At 44.2% G+C, this 17001-nt stretch carries 12 protein-coding genes and 8 tRNA genes; 12 read left to right on the forward strand and 8 right to left on the reverse strand.

Going from position 1 to position 17001, the window contains the following annotated elements; genetic code table 11:
* Window positions 1-423: 423 nt before the first annotated feature.
* Window positions 424-1602, reverse strand: coding sequence for a hypothetical protein (locus ACYTPF_RS07355; protein WP_461851747.1), 1179 nt, complete (start codon window positions 1600-1602; stop codon window positions 424-426).
* The gene (gene xseA, locus ACYTPF_RS07360) at window positions 1603-2955 is read right to left on the reverse strand and encodes an exodeoxyribonuclease VII large subunit (RefSeq protein ID WP_461851748.1); all 1353 of its coding nucleotides are present in this window, start codon (window positions 2953-2955) and stop codon (window positions 1603-1605) included.
* A gap of 100 nt (window positions 2956-3055) precedes the next feature.
* On the opposite strand from xseA, the gene guaB reads away from it, so the two are divergent.
* The 4 genes from guaB to ACYTPF_RS07380 all read left to right on the forward strand — a co-directional run bounded on the left by guaB (window position 3056) and on the right by ACYTPF_RS07380 (window position 9045).
* Window positions 3056-4525, forward strand: coding sequence for an IMP dehydrogenase (gene guaB / locus ACYTPF_RS07365; RefSeq protein ID WP_461851749.1), 1470 nt, complete (start codon window positions 3056-3058; stop codon window positions 4523-4525).
* Window positions 4526-4595: 70 nt separating this feature from the next.
* Window positions 4596-6173 (forward strand): glutamine-hydrolyzing GMP synthase, encoded by a 1578-nt coding sequence (gene guaA, locus ACYTPF_RS07370; protein ID WP_269917397.1) that lies wholly within the window; start codon window positions 4596-4598, stop codon window positions 6171-6173.
* A 214-nt stretch (window positions 6174-6387) separates the two neighbouring features.
* On the forward strand, window positions 6388-8010 hold the full coding sequence (locus ACYTPF_RS07375) for a methyl-accepting chemotaxis protein (RefSeq protein ID WP_461851750.1): 1623 nt from the start codon (window positions 6388-6390) through the stop codon (window positions 8008-8010).
* A gap of 132 nt (window positions 8011-8142) precedes the next feature.
* Window positions 8143-9045: a histone deacetylase family protein gene (locus ACYTPF_RS07380; RefSeq protein ID WP_461851751.1), complete on the forward strand. Its 903-nt coding sequence runs from the start codon at window positions 8143-8145 to the stop codon at window positions 9043-9045.
* A gap of 102 nt (window positions 9046-9147) precedes the next feature.
* On the opposite strand, the gene ACYTPF_RS07385 is transcribed toward ACYTPF_RS07380, so the two are convergent.
* The 6 genes from ACYTPF_RS07385 to folD form a co-directional block, all read right to left on the reverse strand.
* A complete protein-coding gene (locus tag ACYTPF_RS07385; RefSeq protein WP_179984041.1) occupies window positions 9148-10164 on the reverse strand; it encodes a phospholipase A in 1017 nt (338 codons plus the stop codon).
* A gap of 26 nt (window positions 10165-10190) precedes the next feature.
* A complete protein-coding gene (locus ACYTPF_RS07390; RefSeq protein WP_461851752.1) occupies window positions 10191-11039 on the reverse strand; it encodes an MBL fold metallo-hydrolase in 849 nt (282 codons plus the stop codon).
* A gap of 38 nt (window positions 11040-11077) precedes the next feature.
* The gene (locus ACYTPF_RS07395) at window positions 11078-12796 is read right to left on the reverse strand and encodes a proline--tRNA ligase (protein WP_461851753.1); all 1719 of its coding nucleotides are present in this window, start codon (window positions 12794-12796) and stop codon (window positions 11078-11080) included.
* A gap of 193 nt (window positions 12797-12989) precedes the next feature.
* Window positions 12990-13709, reverse strand: coding sequence for a tRNA (N6-threonylcarbamoyladenosine(37)-N6)-methyltransferase TrmO (gene tsaA / locus ACYTPF_RS07400; protein WP_461851754.1), 720 nt, complete (start codon window positions 13707-13709; stop codon window positions 12990-12992).
* 249 nt (window positions 13710-13958) lie between these two features.
* Window positions 13959-14537 carry a DUF1415 domain-containing protein gene (locus ACYTPF_RS07405; protein ID WP_461851755.1) on the reverse strand — a complete coding sequence of 193 codons (579 nt, stop codon included), beginning with the start codon at window positions 14535-14537 and terminating at the stop codon, window positions 13959-13961.
* A 104-nt stretch (window positions 14538-14641) separates the two neighbouring features.
* Entirely contained in the window at window positions 14642-15496 is an 855-nt protein-coding gene (gene folD, locus ACYTPF_RS07410; protein ID WP_118493308.1) for a bifunctional methylenetetrahydrofolate dehydrogenase/methenyltetrahydrofolate cyclohydrolase FolD, read from the reverse strand.
* A gap of 496 nt (window positions 15497-15992) precedes the next feature.
* Between folD and ACYTPF_RS07415 the strand changes: the two genes are divergently transcribed.
* The 8 genes from ACYTPF_RS07415 (at window position 15993) to ACYTPF_RS07450 (ending at window position 16998) form a co-directional block, all read left to right on the forward strand.
* Window positions 15993-16069 (forward strand) — tRNA-Pro (locus ACYTPF_RS07415).
* Between the two features lie 24 nt (window positions 16070-16093).
* Window positions 16094-16170: transfer RNA gene (locus ACYTPF_RS07420), tRNA-Arg, on the forward strand.
* A gap of 89 nt (window positions 16171-16259) precedes the next feature.
* Window positions 16260-16335, forward strand: a tRNA-His gene (locus ACYTPF_RS07425).
* A gap of 6 nt (window positions 16336-16341) precedes the next feature.
* Window positions 16342-16426: transfer RNA gene (locus ACYTPF_RS07430), tRNA-Leu, on the forward strand.
* A 42-nt stretch (window positions 16427-16468) separates the two neighbouring features.
* Window positions 16469-16545: transfer RNA gene (locus ACYTPF_RS07435), tRNA-Pro, on the forward strand.
* 167 nt (window positions 16546-16712) lie between these two features.
* Window positions 16713-16788 (forward strand) — tRNA-His (locus ACYTPF_RS07440).
* Between the two features lie 6 nt (window positions 16789-16794).
* Window positions 16795-16879: transfer RNA gene (locus ACYTPF_RS07445), tRNA-Leu, on the forward strand.
* Between the two features lie 42 nt (window positions 16880-16921).
* Window positions 16922-16998: transfer RNA gene (locus ACYTPF_RS07450), tRNA-Pro, on the forward strand.
* Window positions 16999-17001: the final 3 nt, after the last annotated feature.

Consider the following 17001-nt stretch of genomic DNA (forward strand, 5'->3'; position numbering starts at 1 on the left):
CTCGTTCAGTTGAAGTAGCGCCTTTATTCTCTCCTTTTCTCACTCTCGTTGAGTCATAATTACAACTTAGTTGTAGACTTTACGCTGCCCTTTATTTTTAGACGTTTCACTTCTTCTCTCACAACAACGCCTCGCCCCTTTAAAATTAAAGCATTCTTTAGTTGGCAAGTGTTGGAGTCATTTTTGCAAGCTGATGTAATTCGATTTAGGGAAAATGCACTGTAGTTAACTGTATTTGGACGTCATTTTGTCAGTAGAAAAGTTATTTAAAAGCACCTCACCACTTCAAAAAAATCAAATATACAACTGGTTTGACAGATACAAACCTCAGGAACAGCAAAAAGTCTATATCCTTAGTAGTGAATTCGAAAAAAGACCAAAACGAAATTTATCGTTTACTAAACGTAATAGAGTGAAAAAAGCCTAGCGCTGACCTTCCAAGAGCAGGGTGCGAACCTTTTTCATCATTTCAGACTCTCGTGGTACTTTAACCCTAACGATCAACTGGTTGACAATAGTGTCTGAAAAATCAGGAGGGAAAGTGGTAGACACTTTAACTATCTTGTCCTGTTGTCTAAATACATAGGTTGTTGCGAAAATTGTTGGCGATGTTTCTGAATTTGCACTTAAACCTAGCCTCCACCCAGAAAGTTTATCGTTCACTGTATAAGGAGAGGCAGGACTGACTTGAGATAAAATTAAGTGCTGTAACTCTGCTGTAGCCGATGCTTTCTTAAAGTCGCTTTCTAATTCCTGTGGCAAAAGTTCGCTTTCATCTGAAGAAAGCTGCGCCAAAAATGGGTAGACGGTAACGTCGACCAAAGCGTCTTCGAAGTTTGAATGTATATAACGAGTGATTGCACCACTAAAAGGGTCCGAGTAAAGCTGGGTGTCTAGTTTAGTAAACTCGCCAACGGCATCTGGAACCTTGAGTGCTAAGTTGTAATTACTTGCTTCAAGGGCAGCAAACAAGAACTCGCTGGTAAATATTTGTTTATGCTTTACGTGTTCAAGCCAGCGAGATACCAGTAAACGTACAACATTTTCGGTGCTTTGCTTTTCAATAACATTGCTATTACTGGTTTCTATACCGCTATCAAACGCTGAAGAATCAATTTCAATGCCCCGCCACTGTAGCGTAAATTCCGCGAATTGCTTCGCATTTTGCTTGTGCACATTGGGCGCAGCACCCACGTTAGCAATAAGCAGTTCGTAGTCGTTTCCCTCAGCGTAGGGTAAGAGGTTGTTAAATTTTCCGGTTTCACTGAGTTCTTTGATGAAATTTTCTGGAGAAATAGCATCTTCTTGGCATAAAGTGCTGTCGCTTACGAAATCAGGTTCGAGGTTATTTGTTTCTCGCTGTTCATTACAGGTTTCAAGTAAATCTTCACTTGGGTAGGTAGAGAAAACAGCAACGCTTTGGTCTACTGAAGATGCCCATACGTGATTAGAAAAATCGACTATCAACAATAAGCAAAGGGGCAGCATAGGTACTGGCTTGGTGAAACTCTGAAGCAGTTTGCAAAACAAGACTCTGGCCCGCAGCTGCAAAGAATAAAATATGATGTTTTTTGCACTAACGGGCATAATATTAAAAGCCATCTATTGCCGCTGAATTTTCGTCACTGTACTGGTTATTTCACCGTCAGTCACTCGTGTTTTTATCTCATCACCTATTTCAACTTTTTCCACGCTATTCACCGCTGCTTTTTCGGTAAGCGTGATGCTGTAACCTCGGGCAAGTGTTGAAAGAGGGCTTACGGATTGTAAGAGGCCTACTTTACTGCCAAGTTCACTTTTCTTACCTTTAATAAGTGCATTTATACCTGAAATAAGCTTGGTATTCGCATAGTTAAGTTTATCTTTTGCTCGCGCTACCCTTGCCGACGGTGATTGATGGTTTAATCTAGACGCTAGCGTATGCAGTTGCTTCTCTGCTTTTGCTAAATCACTTTGCATTTTATGGGTCATGCGAAGCTGTAGCCGGTCTAACGTTTGCCACTGCGACTGTATACGACTTTGTGGGTGCAATGCATTTAAACGTTGTTTCTTTAAAGTGAGCTGCTGCTTATTAGTTTGAATGTACTGATGTACTGCTCGTGCTAAGCGTTGTTTTTGCTGACGCAACGTTTGGTAAAGAGCAGTAGAGTCCTGACTTAAAATTTCTGCGGCTGCGGATGGAGTAGGAGCGCGAACATCAGCTACGAAGTCGCTTATTGTGAAATCTACTTCATGACCCACGGCGCTAACAATGGGGAGGGAACTTGCGGCAACTTCCCTTGCTAGGCTCTCATCATTAAAACACCATAAGTCTTCTAATGAACCACCGCCTCGTGTAAGTAAAAGTACATCAACTTCGGCGCGTCTGTTAGCCGTTCTCAATGCATTTATAAGCTGTAGCGGTGCAGTTTCACCCTGAACCATTGAAGGGTAGACGACGACTTCGGTCTGTGGGCTTCTACGTTTTAATACACTCAATACATCGTGAAGCGCAGCGCCACTTGATGAGGTTATTACGCCGATGCGATTAATACGCTCAGGTAACGGGCGCTTATTAGCAGTATCGAACAAGCCTTCATTATTAAGTTTGAACTTTAAGGCTTCAAACGCTTGCTTAAGCGCGCCTTCACCGTCGCTTTCCATGTGCTCGACAACAAGTTGATAGTCGCCGCGCGCTTCGTAGAGGCCTACTGATGCGCGCACTAAAATTTTATCGCCCTCTTTAGGGCGAATACGAACGTTGCGATTTGCGCCTTTAAACATAGCCGCGCGCACTTGGGCTTTGTTGTCTTTCAGCGTGAAATACCAGTGTCCTGATGCTGCCGCAACGAAATTAGATATTTCAGCAGACAGCCAGATAAGGCCAATTTCGCCTTCCAATACGGTTCTGGCTAAGCGATTTAGCTTGGTAACTGTTAAAATTTGTCGAGACGTAGATGGCGAATTTGTAAACATAAAAAAAATCACTAGGTTTAATACATTTAGAGTTTACCTGAAAACTAAAAAACACTACAATTGCGCCGCAATTAACCCTCAACTGAATAGGTGTTGTTGCATGCTACGTATCATCCAAGAAGCCCTGACGTTCGACGATGTGTTGCTGGTTCCCGGCCACTCGACCGTCCTCCCTCACACTGCAAACTTACAAACCCGTCTAACCCGTGGTGTAACGTTAAATATTCCAATGGTGTCTGCTGCCATGGACACGGTTTCTGAAGCCCGCCTAGCGATTGCGCTAGCCCAAGAGGGTGGTATTGGTTTCATTCATAAAAACATGAAGCCTGAAGAGCAAGCTAAACACGTACGCGAAGTTAAAAAATACGAAAGCGGTGTGGTATCTGACCCGGTAACGGTAGATAAAGATGCGACTATCGGTGACGTTATATCACTTTCTAAACGCCTTGGTTACTCTGGCTTCCCAGTAACTGACAAAGACAATAACCTAATTGGTATTGTGACAGGCCGTGATCTTCGCTTTGAAAAGCGCTTAAACCTTCCTATTAGCAACGTAATGACCAAAAAGGATGATTTGGTTACCGTAAAAGAAGGTGCAAGCTCTGACGTAGTGCTAGATTTAATGCACGAACACCGCATTGAAAAAATTCTTGTTGTAGACGATGCGTTCAAGCTTACAGGTCTTATCACCGTTAAAGACTTCCAAAAAGCAGAAAACAAGCCTAATGCGTGTAAAGACTCACTAGGTCGTCTTCGCGTAGGAGCGGCGGTAAGCGTTGGTGCTGGTACTGATGAGCGTATCGCCTTACTTGTTGATGCAGGTGTAGATGTTCTACTAATCGATACTTCTCACGGTCATTCGCAAGGCGTTATTGACCGCGTTAAGAAAGTACGTGCTGACTATCCTGATGTACAAATTATTGCGGGTAACGTGGCTACAGGCGATGGTGCAAAAGCACTAGCCGACGCAGGCGTAGATGCAGTTAAAGTGGGTATTGGCCCTGGTTCAATTTGTACTACTCGTATTGTAACCGGTTGTGGTGTACCTCAAATTACCGCGGTATCTGACGCAGTAGAAGCATTAAAAGATACAGATATCCCTGTTATTGCTGACGGCGGTATTCGTTTTTCTGGAGACATCGCCAAGGCATTAGCTGCTGGAGCAAGCTGTGTGATGGTTGGCAGCATGCTTGCGGGTACTGAAGAAGCGCCAGGGGAAGTTGAGCTTTTCCAAGGTCGTTACTACAAGTCCTATCGCGGCATGGGGTCACTAGGTGCAATGGATCAAAGCCACGGTTCGTCAGACCGTTACTTCCAAGATTCTGATAACGCAGAAAAACTTGTACCAGAAGGTATTGAAGGCCGCGTAGCGTACAAAGGTCCAATTGCTAATATTATTCATCAGCAAATGGGCGGCTTGCGCTCAGCCATGGGCTTAACGGGCTGCGCAACGATTGAAGAGCTAAATACCAAGGCACAATTTGTGCGCGTAACTTCAGCCGGAATGGGCGAGAGCCACGTTCACGATGTAAGCATTACCAAAGAAGCGCCAAACTACCGTTTAGGTTAAGGCGACCGACGACTGCGAGGCTGGTAATACACCAGCCTTTGTTCTTTTATTTAACGGGTAAAAATAAAACATGACCACAGATATCCACGACCAACGCATACTTATTTTGGATTTTGGCTCGCAATACACGCAGTTGATAGCACGTCGTGTTCGCGAAATCGGCGTTTACTGCGAGCTTTGGGCTTGGGATGTGACCGAAGAGCAAATCCGCGAATTTAATCCTCAAGGAATTATCTTGTCTGGTGGCCCAGAGTCAGTAACAGAAGAAGGCTCACCGCGAGCACCTGAGTATGTGTTTGAAGCCGGTGTGCCCGTGCTAGGCGTGTGCTATGGCATGCAAACTATGGCGCACCAGTTAGGCGGTGGCGTACTGGGCTCAGACAAGCGTGAATTTGGTTATGCACAAGTAGAAGTGATTAAACCAAGCCCTCTGCTAGATAAAATTGAAGATGCTATTGGCGATAACGGTGCGGCACTTCTTGATGTATGGATGAGCCATGGCGATAAAGTAGCAGCTATTCCTGAAGGCTTTGAAACCATTGCGCAAACGGCTTCATGTCCGCATGCGGCAATGTATAACGAAGAAAAGCAATTCTACGGCGTACAATTCCACCCAGAAGTGACTCACACACGCCAAGGTATGCGTTTACTTACTCACTTTGTAATGGATGTTTGTAAGTGTGAAAAGCTGTGGACGGCTGGCGCAATTATTGACGATGCTATTGAGCGTATTAAAGAAAAAGTAGGTGACGAGCGCGTCATATTAGGTTTATCGGGAGGTGTAGACTCTTCAGTAACGGCTATGTTACTTCACCGTGCTATTGGCAAAAACCTTACCTGTGTATTTGTAGATAACGGATTGCTGCGCCTTAATGAAGCCGATCAGGTGATGGAAATGTTTGGTGACCACTTTGGTTTAAACATTATCCGTGTCGACGCTGAAGGCCGTTTCCTTGACCGCTTGAAAGGCATTGAAGATCCTGAGCTTAAGCGTAAAGCTATCGGTAACGAATTTGTTCGTGTATTCGATGAGGAAGCGAGCAAATTAGAGAACGCTAAATGGCTAGCACAGGGTACTATCTACCCAGACGTGATTGAGTCAGCGGGTTCAGCAACTGGTAAGGCGCACGTAATTAAGTCGCACCACAACGTGGGCGGTCTTCCTGAAGATATGGAACTGGGTCTTGTTGAGCCACTGCGTGAACTATTTAAAGATGAAGTCCGCAAAATAGGCCTTGAGCTAGGTTTACCATACGACATGCTTTACCGCCACCCGTTCCCTGGACCGGGTCTAGGTGTTCGTGTACTTGGTGAAATTAAGAAAGAATATTGCGACCTACTACGTCGCGCTGACGCTATCTTTATTGAAGAGCTATATGCAGCTGATTTGTACCAAAAAGTAAGCCAAGCGTTTACCGTATTCCTTCCAGTGCGCTCGGTTGGCGTAATGGGTGATGCGCGTAAATACGATTGGGTTGTAAGCCTTCGCGCAGTAGAGACCATCGACTTTATGACAGCTCACTGGGCTCACTTGCCATATGATTTCCTAGGTAAAGTGTCGAATCGCATTATCAATGAAATCGACGGCATTAGCCGTGTGGTTTACGACATCTCTGGTAAGCCACCTGCTACGATTGAGTGGGAATAATCGGGTGTAAATATACCAAAATGAAAAAAAAGAGCTTTCGGGCTCTTTTTTTGTATTTACCTTAGAAAGAATAAGTTAATAAGCAACCTGTCAGCACTGCGTATATTTTTATATATATTGATATGTTGCCTTATACCTAACTTGTAACCATACCGTCGTAAAACTATCATTTAATGGCGGTGTCCTCCTTCAAAATTATACTAAAGGTTAAGCCGTGTTCAATTACACAAGCATCAGTCGTTTGGTGATGACGCCCGTTCTCGCCAGTCTTTTCATTCTTGTATTACTCAATGGTGCTTCAATTTTGAAATCATTTTCTTTGCTTAGTGCATTTGATGAGCTAGAGAATACGCTGGTTCAAGCTGAGCGAGACGTCAATACAACGCTTAGTACGTTCAAAACACAAGTTCAAGAATGGAAGAATGTCTTGCTACGCGGACATAAAAAAGAAGATAGAGAAAAATATTGGGAACGATTCAAGCAGCGTGAAGCTGATATAACTCGTCAGTTCGACCTGATGCTTTCAAGTGATGTGGTAAGTGATAGCGTGAAGTCTGATATCAGGCAATTTAAAAAAGCGCATGCCGTGATGGCCGAAAAATATCGAGAAGGTTACAACGCGTTTGTTACCTCAGGGTATGATCCTAAAGTTGGCGATAGCTTTGTGCGCGGTATTGATAGGGAGCCCGCTAAGCTTTTATCAAGCATAGCATCGGAAATTGAAGCGGATTCAGCCAATGCAATAGCTGAGCTTAAAGCCAATACCCGCAGTATGCTTTGGATCATATTATTGGCCGCTGTTGCACTGTCTGTGCTTTCAGTTGTGTACGTTGTTGCTCGCCTGCGTTCTCAAGTTATCAAGCCAACGAAGGCTGTTGCTGCGTGTATATCGAACTTAGCTAATAGCCGCTATGACTATGCATTAACTTATACAAGTGAGCACGAACTAGGTATGTTGGCCGATTCCGCCCGCGCTTTGCAATACAAGTTAAAAGATTCGGTTTCACAGCTTCAACAGGCTGAGCGAGAAATGGAAAAAGCGTTTGGCACCCTGGGTAATGTTAGCCAATCTATTATGGAGGGCGCCAATGGACAACGTGATGCGTCGCGTTCGCTTGATAGCAGCACAGATAAACTGAAAGAGATTGTACAGAATTTAGTGGCTATTACTGACCAAGTTGCTGTAGCTACCAATAATTCTGAAAAGAACGTAGCAAGCTGTTACGCCACATTTGAAAGTGCTAACGCAGGCTTTAAACAGCTAGCTAAAACGGTAACCGAATCCAGTAATATTGTTTCTGAACTTCAAAGTCGAAGCACGAATATCCTTAAAGTGGTGAACGTCATTAATGAAATTGCCGACCAAACTAATTTGTTAGCACTTAACGCAGCAATTGAAGCTGCAAGGGCAGGTGAGCACGGGCGAGGGTTTGCGGTAGTAGCGGATGAAGTTCGGGCACTTGCAGCTAAAACGCAACAATCGACTAAAGAAATTAACGATATTTTGAGCAGCTTTGAGGCGGAAGCAAAAGGTGCGGTAGCGGCCATGTCATCGGGCAAGCAGTTATCTGATAACAACGCGGCAGAGGCCGCTACGGCACTTGAAACCCTCAATAATGTAGTGAGAGATATCCAAGAAACCGCGAGCGTAGTGGTGGCGCTTAACGAAGCGGCAGATGAGCAAGAAGCGGTGCTACAGCAGGTGGAAGCAATTATAAGCAACGTAGTGACATCGTCAGAAAAATATCATCAGCTTGCGCAGCGTGATGACATGTCTCGCTCAATGAAAAGTATGTCAGAAAACGTGGAAAAGGTGGTGAACAGTTTGACCCGCTAACTGTGCTTTGTCAGTATTAATCGCAGATGTGGAACTAAAATGTTTTGGAGTAAGCGTCAAGGTGGCTTTTAAAACCATGCCGCTTATTCCTTGTTCCATGAGCCATGTATTGAATAAGTTGCACTAAAAATAATGACCACGCCACTCGTTTTTCACCGCATATATAGCCAGTTAGACCTTCCCGAACGACACCGCTTTCCCATCGAAAAATATGTGGGTATTCGCGACGAGCTGGTAAGGCGTGGTGTTGATAAAGCGCGTTTTACTACCCCGTCACCCGTTGATTTATCTGTTCTTACGGCCTATTACGACTCAAGCTATGTCGATGCACTTACTACTGGCGCATTAGATAAAAAAGCTATGCGCCGTATAGGCTTTCCTTGGTCGCAGCAATTAATTGAACGTACCCGAACCGCCGTCGCAGGTACTTGTTTAACGGCAAACCTTGCATTAGAGCATGGCAAAGCCTTGAATTTAACTGGGGGGTATCATCACGCGTTTGCGGACTTTGGTTCTGGCTTTTGTCTTTTCAATGATTTGTATTTAGCGGCAAAAACCATGCAGCAAACATCATCTATTGATAATGTGCTCATTATCGATTTGGATGTGCACCAAGGAGACGGCACAGCCAAGCTTGCTGAAGATGATCGCGATATCTTTACCTTATCCATTCATGGTGAAAAAAACTTTCCATACAGAAAGCAGCATTCGGATATTGATATTGGGCTTGCCAAGGGGACGGAAGATGACGAGTATTTGTCTACGCTTGAAGAGGCGCTTACATTGGCTAATAGGCAGTTTCAACCCGATGCCATTATCTATGACGCGGGTGTGGATGTTCATGTGAACGACGATTTAGGGCATTTACATATATCCACCCAAGGTGTTTATGAAAGGGACAAGACTGTATTTGCTTTAGCTGACCGTTTAGGTGTGCCAATTGCGGCGGTCATTGGGGGAGGTTATCAAAGAGATATTGCTGCGCTGGTAGATGTGCATATTCAGCTTTATCGAGCTGCGGGTGTAATTGACTAGCTGCTGCGAGTATCTATTGAACAATGAAAAGCGCGCTCAAAACGTGTCGATAAAAAACAAATCGTTTTGAGGGCGCTTCGTAATTAAGCGTACTTATCTGTTTTACAAAAAGTGCAGCTGAAAACCAATACCGATGCGTTCTTGTGAACGGTTGTAGTCGATAAGAGAGTCGCCATAGCCATTGAAATACTGCAGCAGTAACTCATAGCGGTCAGATATCGGGTAGGTGAAATCTAGCTGAATACTGCCTTTGTTTTCGTCAAAATCCAGGTTGTTTCTCAGCAGCGCAAGTACTTTAAAAGCACCAATTTTTCTGCCGTAACCAAATTCCATTCTGCCGTAGTAGTCTTGAATGTCTGGGTTATCGTCTCCCGTCGGATCAAGCGGGTCTGCTTTTTCGTCTTCAGGAATACGATACCAAGTCTTAAAGTAATAAATATCGTCGTTGTCGCTGAACACTATTGACGCGAAAAGGCGGTTCCAACTGCGAGAGCGCAGACCACTTTGGCCGTTCGACATATGATTGAAACCGACTTGGAAGGTATTAAATTTGTAGCCAAGTACCGAATAATCAGCGGTTTCTTGCCAGAAAACTTCTGGCTCGTAATTGGTTTCGCGAAAGGGCTTTGACGCTTCACTATTATAAAGCTGCCAGAAAGAGGTTACCGTAAAGCCGAAGTACAAGCCGTCAAAGCCTGTATCTTCCATGTACAGGGGGAGCTTAGCGCTCACTTGAAACTTAGCTTCTTTATTATCTACGTTTTCTTCTGTTAACTCTTCATTGCCGAAAGTGTTAGGGTTAGAAACGTAAGTAATAGGAAGTAAATAATTTTGTCTATGCTGAGTAATAGCAAAAACGTTGTCTAGTGCTTCTTTATCACCTTCTAGGCGTTCATCTAGCGCGCTCTCTGTGGTTGTGTCACGTTTGATGATATCTATAACCTCAATACCACTTTCTTCTTGAGACCGCTGCTCATCTGCCTTTTCAACAACGCTTTCCTGTTCGCTGTTCTCGATAGGTGATGTTTGTTCGCTTACCACTTCTTGTGATTCTTGAGCGCATACTGACGTGCAAGCAGCAAACGCTGCCAATATTATTAAAGGCTTTAACACAGACACCTTAAATTCTCCGTTACAAGGGGTTGTTATATTTTATTGAAGTCCAACGTTTGGCCTTCTGAAGACGCAAATACATGTAAAGTAGACGCCGCCACTGTGACGTATTCATTACAATGTTTCACGACATCATCTATAGCGTCATCTGTGCGTTCTGGATCATGACTGTATAAAGCTAATTGCTTAACATGACTTGCCATAGCGAGTTTGACCGCTTCTTCAGCAACGGAATGACCCCACCCGTTTTTAGCAGGCATGTCTGTTAACATGTACTGTGCATCATGAATAAGCAAGTCTGCGCCGTTAGCAAACTTCGCAAAATCTAGAAAATCTGTTTCTTTTTTATAAGGAGGGTAGAGTTCGTTATCGGTGATATAAGCAACTTTGGCACCGTCGGCTTCAATACAATAGGCGCTACCGCTGCCTGGGTGGTTCATGGCCAAGCGGGTGATAGTCGCACTTCCAATAGTAAATGTATTCTCTGTTGCAGGATACTCAATAAGTCTTATGGAAGACTTTAACGCGTTTTTCGGAACGGGGAATAATGACCCTTCCATTTGTTTTAAAATTTGATCTGGTTCGTTGAGCTGAGTAAGACCCGGATAAATGTTTATTTCACGTGATTCTTGGTAAATAGGTGCGAAAAAAGGAAAACCTTGAATATGGTCCCAATGGTTGTGACTTAATAAAAGGTGAATAGGCGTTGTCTTTTTAATTAAGCGGTCGCCAAGTAAGCGAATACCAGTACCTGAGTCGAGAATGATATCAGTACCGTCCTCGAGCTCAACGTGAACGCATGCGGTGTTACCACCATAACGAACGTAAGCTGCCCCCGGAGTGGGTATTGACCCTCTTACGCCATAAAAAGTTAACCGCATACGCCCTCATCTACTTATCTAATGAGCAAGTTCAGGTTTTAGAGAGCGGCTACAAAGTCTTTTGCTGCGCTAAGGTCTAATAACTGTTTCTCGCCAGTACGTCTATTCTTATATTCAACCTGTTGATTATCCAGGTTTCTTTCACCAATAACAATGCTGTGAGGTATGCCAATTAATTCCATATCATTGAACATAACACCCGGGCGCTCTTTTCTGTCATCAAATAACACTTCTACGCCTAGTGCAATAAGCTCTTCGTATAGCGCTTCTGCAGCTTCTTTTATACGATGAGATTTATGCATATTCATTGGTATTAATGCAATTTTAAACGGCGCAATAGGATCTGGCCACTTTATGCCGAATTTATCGTGATTTTGTTCGATAGCAGCAGCAACAATGCGCGATACACCAATGCCGTAACAGCCCATGGTCAGCGTTTGATGCTTACCTGATTCACTTAGCACACCGCAGTTCATGGCTTCTGAATACTTGCTGCCAAGTTGGAAAATATGACCCACTTCGATACCGCGCTTAATATCAAGTATGCCTTTACCGTCTGGAGCCGCATCGCCAGCGACGACATTGCGAATATCTACACCAGTAATATCATCAGACCAATTTACGTTGATGTTCATTTTACCGCCAGCGCCAGAGCCTGTTGTAAAATCTGCTAGCGCTACAGCACTTGCATCCACGTAAGCTGGGATTGGAAGGTTAGTTGCGTCTGCAAAATAGGGTACTACACCAAGCACTTCTTTCGCTTTGTCGAATGACGCTTCAACCAGCGGGGTAGCAACACCTTCAATTTTCTCTGCTTTAATATCATTTAATTCGTGGTCAGCGCGCAGCACTAATGCAACCCAGTTGTCTGCTTGTACTTCTTCGCCTTTGTCATCTGTTGCGTTCGCCGCTTTTACCACAACAACTTTTACTGTATTGGTTATATCGGCATCGATACTTTTAAGTATTTTTTCGAAATCTTTGCCTTTTGCATCTTTCGTTTCTACAGAGGCACCGGTAGCTTGTGCTTTTTCTGGTGCCACAGCGGCGGCCATTTCAACGTTAGCCGCGTAGTCGCTGCCTGATGAGAATGCAATGGCGTCTTCACCAGAGTCAGCTAGCACGTGAAACTCATGAGAATGATTACCACCAATTGAGCCTGAATCGGCTATTACTGCTCTGTAATCAAGACCCATACGAGAGAAAATGTTGCAGTAAGCGTTATACATTTGCTGGTAAGTCTCTTCCAGGCAGCTTTCTTCTAAGTGAAAGCTATATGCATCTTTCATCGTAAACTCACGACCACGCATAATGCCGAAACGCGGGCGAACTTCGTCGCGGAATTTTGTCTGGATTTGATACAGGTTTAGTGGAAGTTGCTTGTAGCTGCTTATTTCATTGCGTACAAGGGCTGTAACCACTTCTTCGTGAGTTGGGCCTAATACAAAGTCGCGCTGGTGACGGTCTTTAACGCGAAGCAGTTCTGGGCCGTATTCTTCCCAGCGTCCTGACTCTTCCCATAGATCAGCAGGCTGAACAACGGGCATAAGCACTTCAATCGCGCCTGCTTTGTTCATTTCTTCACGAACAATATTGGCTACTTTATTAAGTACACGAAGACCTGACGGCAGCCACGTGTAAAGACCTGAGGCAAGCTTTCTGATCATACCAGCTCTCAGCATAAGCTGGTGGCTGATAACCTCTGCATCGGCAGGTGTTTCTTTCTGCGTGGCAAGCAAATATTGACTAGTGCGCATGTAAAGCAGGTATCCTGTTTTCAAAGTATTTATGACTGTGGGTGTGCTGGCCTTCTGCGATAAGTTGTACACATTATGCAATTTATGGAATTGTTGCTAAATGCTTTAACCAAAGAATGAGCATCACACGTTTGGCGGTATTCTAATTAACTGTGAGCCATTTCGCCACAGACTGTTTACACTAAAAGTGCAATTAACCTAAATGAATAAGCTCAGTTACCCATACCACACTATTTTTCACCTTAAAGCCTACATCAACATCGTATAGGGTAACGCGATAGGTTTTCTCGTCGTTATCTAACTTTTGTTTATAAGCTGGGCGAGGGTCTTGCGCCAGTACCGCCTTAACTAAAGAGGTAAAGTCGCTGTACTTTTTGTCTATTTCAGAAAGCGTTGGCTTAAGCGTATCTAAAAATTTCACATGGCGTTGGGGAATGGGGCTAATGTCGTCAAGCTTGTCGCTTGCGTGTTGGACACTATCTGCGTAACCAATATAAGGTTTGATATCGATAAGCGGCGTACCGTCTACTAAATCTACACCTTCTACCAGCAAGTGCGCTTTACCCTTATCTTGTACTAGCCCATTGTTTTTCACGACAGACATACCAATACTGTTCGGCCGATGTGTACTGCGAGTGGCTAAAACACCCATAGTGGCATTGCCGCCCAACCGAGGTGCCTTTACTGTATTTTTCCAACCGCGCTCAATGTTTTGATGAAAAATAAAAAGTAGCCACAGGTGACTATAACTTTCTATCCCTTTTAGCATGTGGATATCGTTAAACCCTTCTTCGAACGTTATTATCCCATGAGCTTTTGCTAAGTTAGGTTGCCTTGGGATGGCAAACTTTTGCTTGAAAGGCGTAGCGATACTCGCGATTGTCGATACGGTAAATGAAGTTGGCGTAGTCACGGGTCTGCTTCAACCTAATTAAAAATAATGTTTGCTGTCATATTACTCTCATACTTAACAGGTAATGTAAGGGTGCAAGTGAAAACTTGAACCAGATAAAATATTTTTTCGGTTCACGAATGAAATATTTATTTGGGTTCCCGGGAGTAATCCAACATTTTCAGCCTGCTCAGTTATTTCACTAGAACTTTTTCTGGTATCAGTTTATAAAACTTGTGTACTTAGCAAAGCAATTAAAACGCTCGTGTTTTACTGCGCAGGCTTATCTTTTTTTATTGCTTCTAATGCGTTCTCAAAGTAAGGGCAGCCAAGTGCCTGCGCCTTTTCAATGTTATGGCTGAATATCTTTTCCGCGTCCTCTTCTTTCTTCATATAGCGAGTAATGTCAGCTTCGCGGATTAAATGCAAGAGCGGGTAGGGGGAACGATTCGTGTAGTTTTCAGCATCGTTAAAATCGCTACCGTCAAACACATAGTCAGGGTGAAAACTCGCGAGTTGATAGGTGCCACTGTATCCCCAGTCATGCAACATATTATCGCCAATAGCTAGCACATCAAGGTACTCTTCAAAATCAGCAAGGTTTGGATTTGTCAGGGCAATTAGTGTGGTAGCGGTGCTCTCATTCTCTTCCAAATGGCGAAGTTCGTCGTACAAAGATTGAATAACGTCCCCTGCATCTCCTGCTACTACTTTATAACGAATTTGATTTGGCGTTCTTACATAGCGCGCAAAGGGGCAAAAATTGTGTTTTATCACAATATCATCAACCCACTTAAGCGTTGCATCAATTACGTGTTGTTCGCACAACGGAGATGTTGGTTCTGCCATAGAGAAGTTTTTCAATTTAGGTCTGTATTCAAAAAGAGGGGAGTATAAAGCAAAAAGGCAGAAATATAATTTCTGCCTTTAAAATTTGATTAAGCCTTAGTGCTTTAAGAATGAAACTTAACGTACGCCTCAAGCGTGTTTTCTATCAAACTTGCCACTGTCATAGGACCAACACCGCCAGGTACAGGTGTTATCCAGCCTGCACGCTCTTTGGCTTTTTCAAAATCAACATCGCCTATTAATGAGCCATCATTAAGACGGTTAATGCCCACATCAATCACAATCGCCCCAGGCTTAACCCAGTCGCCAGGTATAAAGTTAGGCTTACCGACAGCTACAACAAGTAAGTCTGCACGCTGAACGTGGCTTTTAAGGTCTTGGGTAAACTTGTGGCAGGTAGTAACAGTACAACCGGCCAACAATAATTCAAGACTCATAGGGCGGCCCACAATATTCGACGCTCCGACAATAACCGCATCTAAACCCTTAACAGGGCGTTTAGTAGACTCGATCATGGTCATGATGCCCTTAGGCGTACATGGTCGTAAAGCGGGAATACGTTGAGCAAGGCGACCGATGTTATAGGGGTGGAAGCCATCGACATCTTTATGCGGGTGAATACGCTCTAACACTTTCTCTGCGTTGAGACCGGCAGGTAGTGGTAGTTGAACCAAAATGCCGTCTATCTCTTTATCTTCGTTTAGCTCGTCCACTAAGTTAAGCAAGGTTTCTTCCGTAGTGTCGGAAGGTAGATCGAAAGAGCGAGAAACGAAACCTACCTCTTCACAGGCTTTACGCTTATTTGAAACGTAAACTTGAGAAGCGGCATCACTGCCTACAAGGACAACGGCAAGACCTGGCTGTCTTTTACCTGCCTGAGTAAGTGATTCAACATAGGATGTTACGTGTTGGCGAACTTGCTTGGCAATTAATTTGCCGTCAATAAGATGGGCGGTCATAGTCTTGTACGATTCTTATAAGGTTGGGTGGTCAACAAGTGTCCTATATTGTTTCATAAAATAGGGGGAATACTCTAGCAATTATTAGATAGTAGTTATCGGTCGTAACCGAACATCAAATAAGTTGAACTTAACCGAATAGCGCGTGTAACTGAGTAACCGCTCAACATAAAAGAAGTAACGAGAGACCAGCAACGTCAAAAAGTAGTTTACGTGATGATAAACAAAGTCCTTTTCTTTAAGCTAGGTTGCCCGGTCCAGGTTGAGCCAATAACTTTTCTTGCAATAGCAATATGGCAAACCCGTTTACGGGTTACTACGCGTAATTAAAAGCCGTGAAATATAGGCAGAATTGTACAAAAAAACATGATAATGAGTGCTTTGTGAGCGGTTGGTGATTTTATTTAAAAAAGTGTTTGACGAGGTGGGGGGATGTCAGTAATATTCGCACCCCGTAACGGCACAGAGGCTTACGCATCTTGGTCGATACGACAGTCGGTGAGTGGCGCAGCTTGGTAGCGCACTTGTTTTGGGTACAAGGGGTCGCAGGTTCAAATCCTGTCTCACCGACCACTTTTTGCAGCGAAGATTCGCCAAGCGCCCGTAGCTCAGCTGGATAGAGCAACGGCCTTCTAAGCCGTGGGTCGCAGGTTCGAATCCTGCCGGGCGCGCCATGCGAGTCAGGTAGGTCCTGATAGCAAGGCTGAATTTTTATATCTACACTGCTAGTATAAAGCTTGTAGATTGTGCAACACACCCTATGGTGGGCGTAGCTCAGTTGGTAGAGCCCCGGATTGTGATTCCGGTTGTCGTGGGTTCAAGTCCCATCGTCCACCCCACTTTTAGCGGAAGTGGTGGAATTGGTAGACACGCTGGATTTAGGTTCCAGTGCTTCACGGCGTGAGAGTTCAAGTCTCTCCTTCCGCACCATATTTTCAAGCTTTTTTAAAAGCTTAAATTAAGCATTCCTGTCGGTGAGTGGCGCAGCTTGGTAGCGCACTTGTTTTGGGTACAAGGGGTCGCAGGTTCAAATCCTGTCTCACCGACCATTTATGCTTATTTGACCTAGCAATAACTCGCAGCTCAGCGAATAAATCAAAGAGTGTTGAAGGTTAAGGTCAAATCAGACTATCGAGCAACAAAGTAAGATCCTGACAGTTCGATAGATGTTTATGTGTTTATCAGTTCGCACGTAAACAAATACAGGATTACTGTGGTGGGCGTAGCTCAGTTGGTAGAGCCCCGGATTGTGATTCCGGTTGTCGTGGGTTCAAGTCCCATCGTCCACCCCACTTCTTGCGGAAGTGGTGGAATTGGTAGACACGCTGGATTTAGGTTCCAGTGCTTCACGGCGTGAGAGTTCAAGTCTCTCCTTCCGCACCATATTTCTAAGCTTATATAAAGCTTGGATATATACATTTCTATCGGTGAGTGGCGCAGCTTGGTAGCGCACTTGTTTTGGGTACAAGGGGTCGCAGGTTCAAATCCTGTCTCACCGACCATTA

The organism is Alteromonas sp. HB246098 (genome assembly GCF_054890645.1).

Excerpts from the sequence above, each read along its gene's own strand:
- ACYTPF_RS07380 (WP_461851751.1), top strand. The coding sequence starts at position 8,143 with ATGACCACGCCACTCGTTTTTCACCGCATATATAGCCAGTTAGACCTT.
- folD (WP_118493308.1), bottom strand. The coding sequence starts at position 15,496 with ATGACCGCCCATCTTATTGACGGCAAATTAATTGCCAAGCAAGTTCGC.
- guaA (WP_269917397.1), top strand. The coding sequence starts at position 4,596 with ATGACCACAGATATCCACGACCAACGCATACTTATTTTGGATTTTGGC.
- xseA (WP_461851748.1), bottom strand. The coding sequence starts at position 2,955 with ATGTTTACAAATTCGCCATCTACGTCTCGACAAATTTTAACAGTTACC.
- guaB (WP_461851749.1), top strand. The coding sequence starts at position 3,056 with ATGCTACGTATCATCCAAGAAGCCCTGACGTTCGACGATGTGTTGCTG.
- ACYTPF_RS07390 (WP_461851752.1), bottom strand. The coding sequence starts at position 11,039 with ATGCGGTTAACTTTTTATGGCGTAAGAGGGTCAATACCCACTCCGGGG.
- ACYTPF_RS07355 (WP_461851747.1), bottom strand. The coding sequence starts at position 1,602 with ATGGCTTTTAATATTATGCCCGTTAGTGCAAAAAACATCATATTTTAT.
- ACYTPF_RS07405 (WP_461851755.1), bottom strand. The coding sequence starts at position 14,537 with ATGGCAGAACCAACATCTCCGTTGTGCGAACAACACGTAATTGATGCA.
- ACYTPF_RS07395 (WP_461851753.1), bottom strand. The coding sequence starts at position 12,796 with ATGCGCACTAGTCAATATTTGCTTGCCACGCAGAAAGAAACACCTGCC.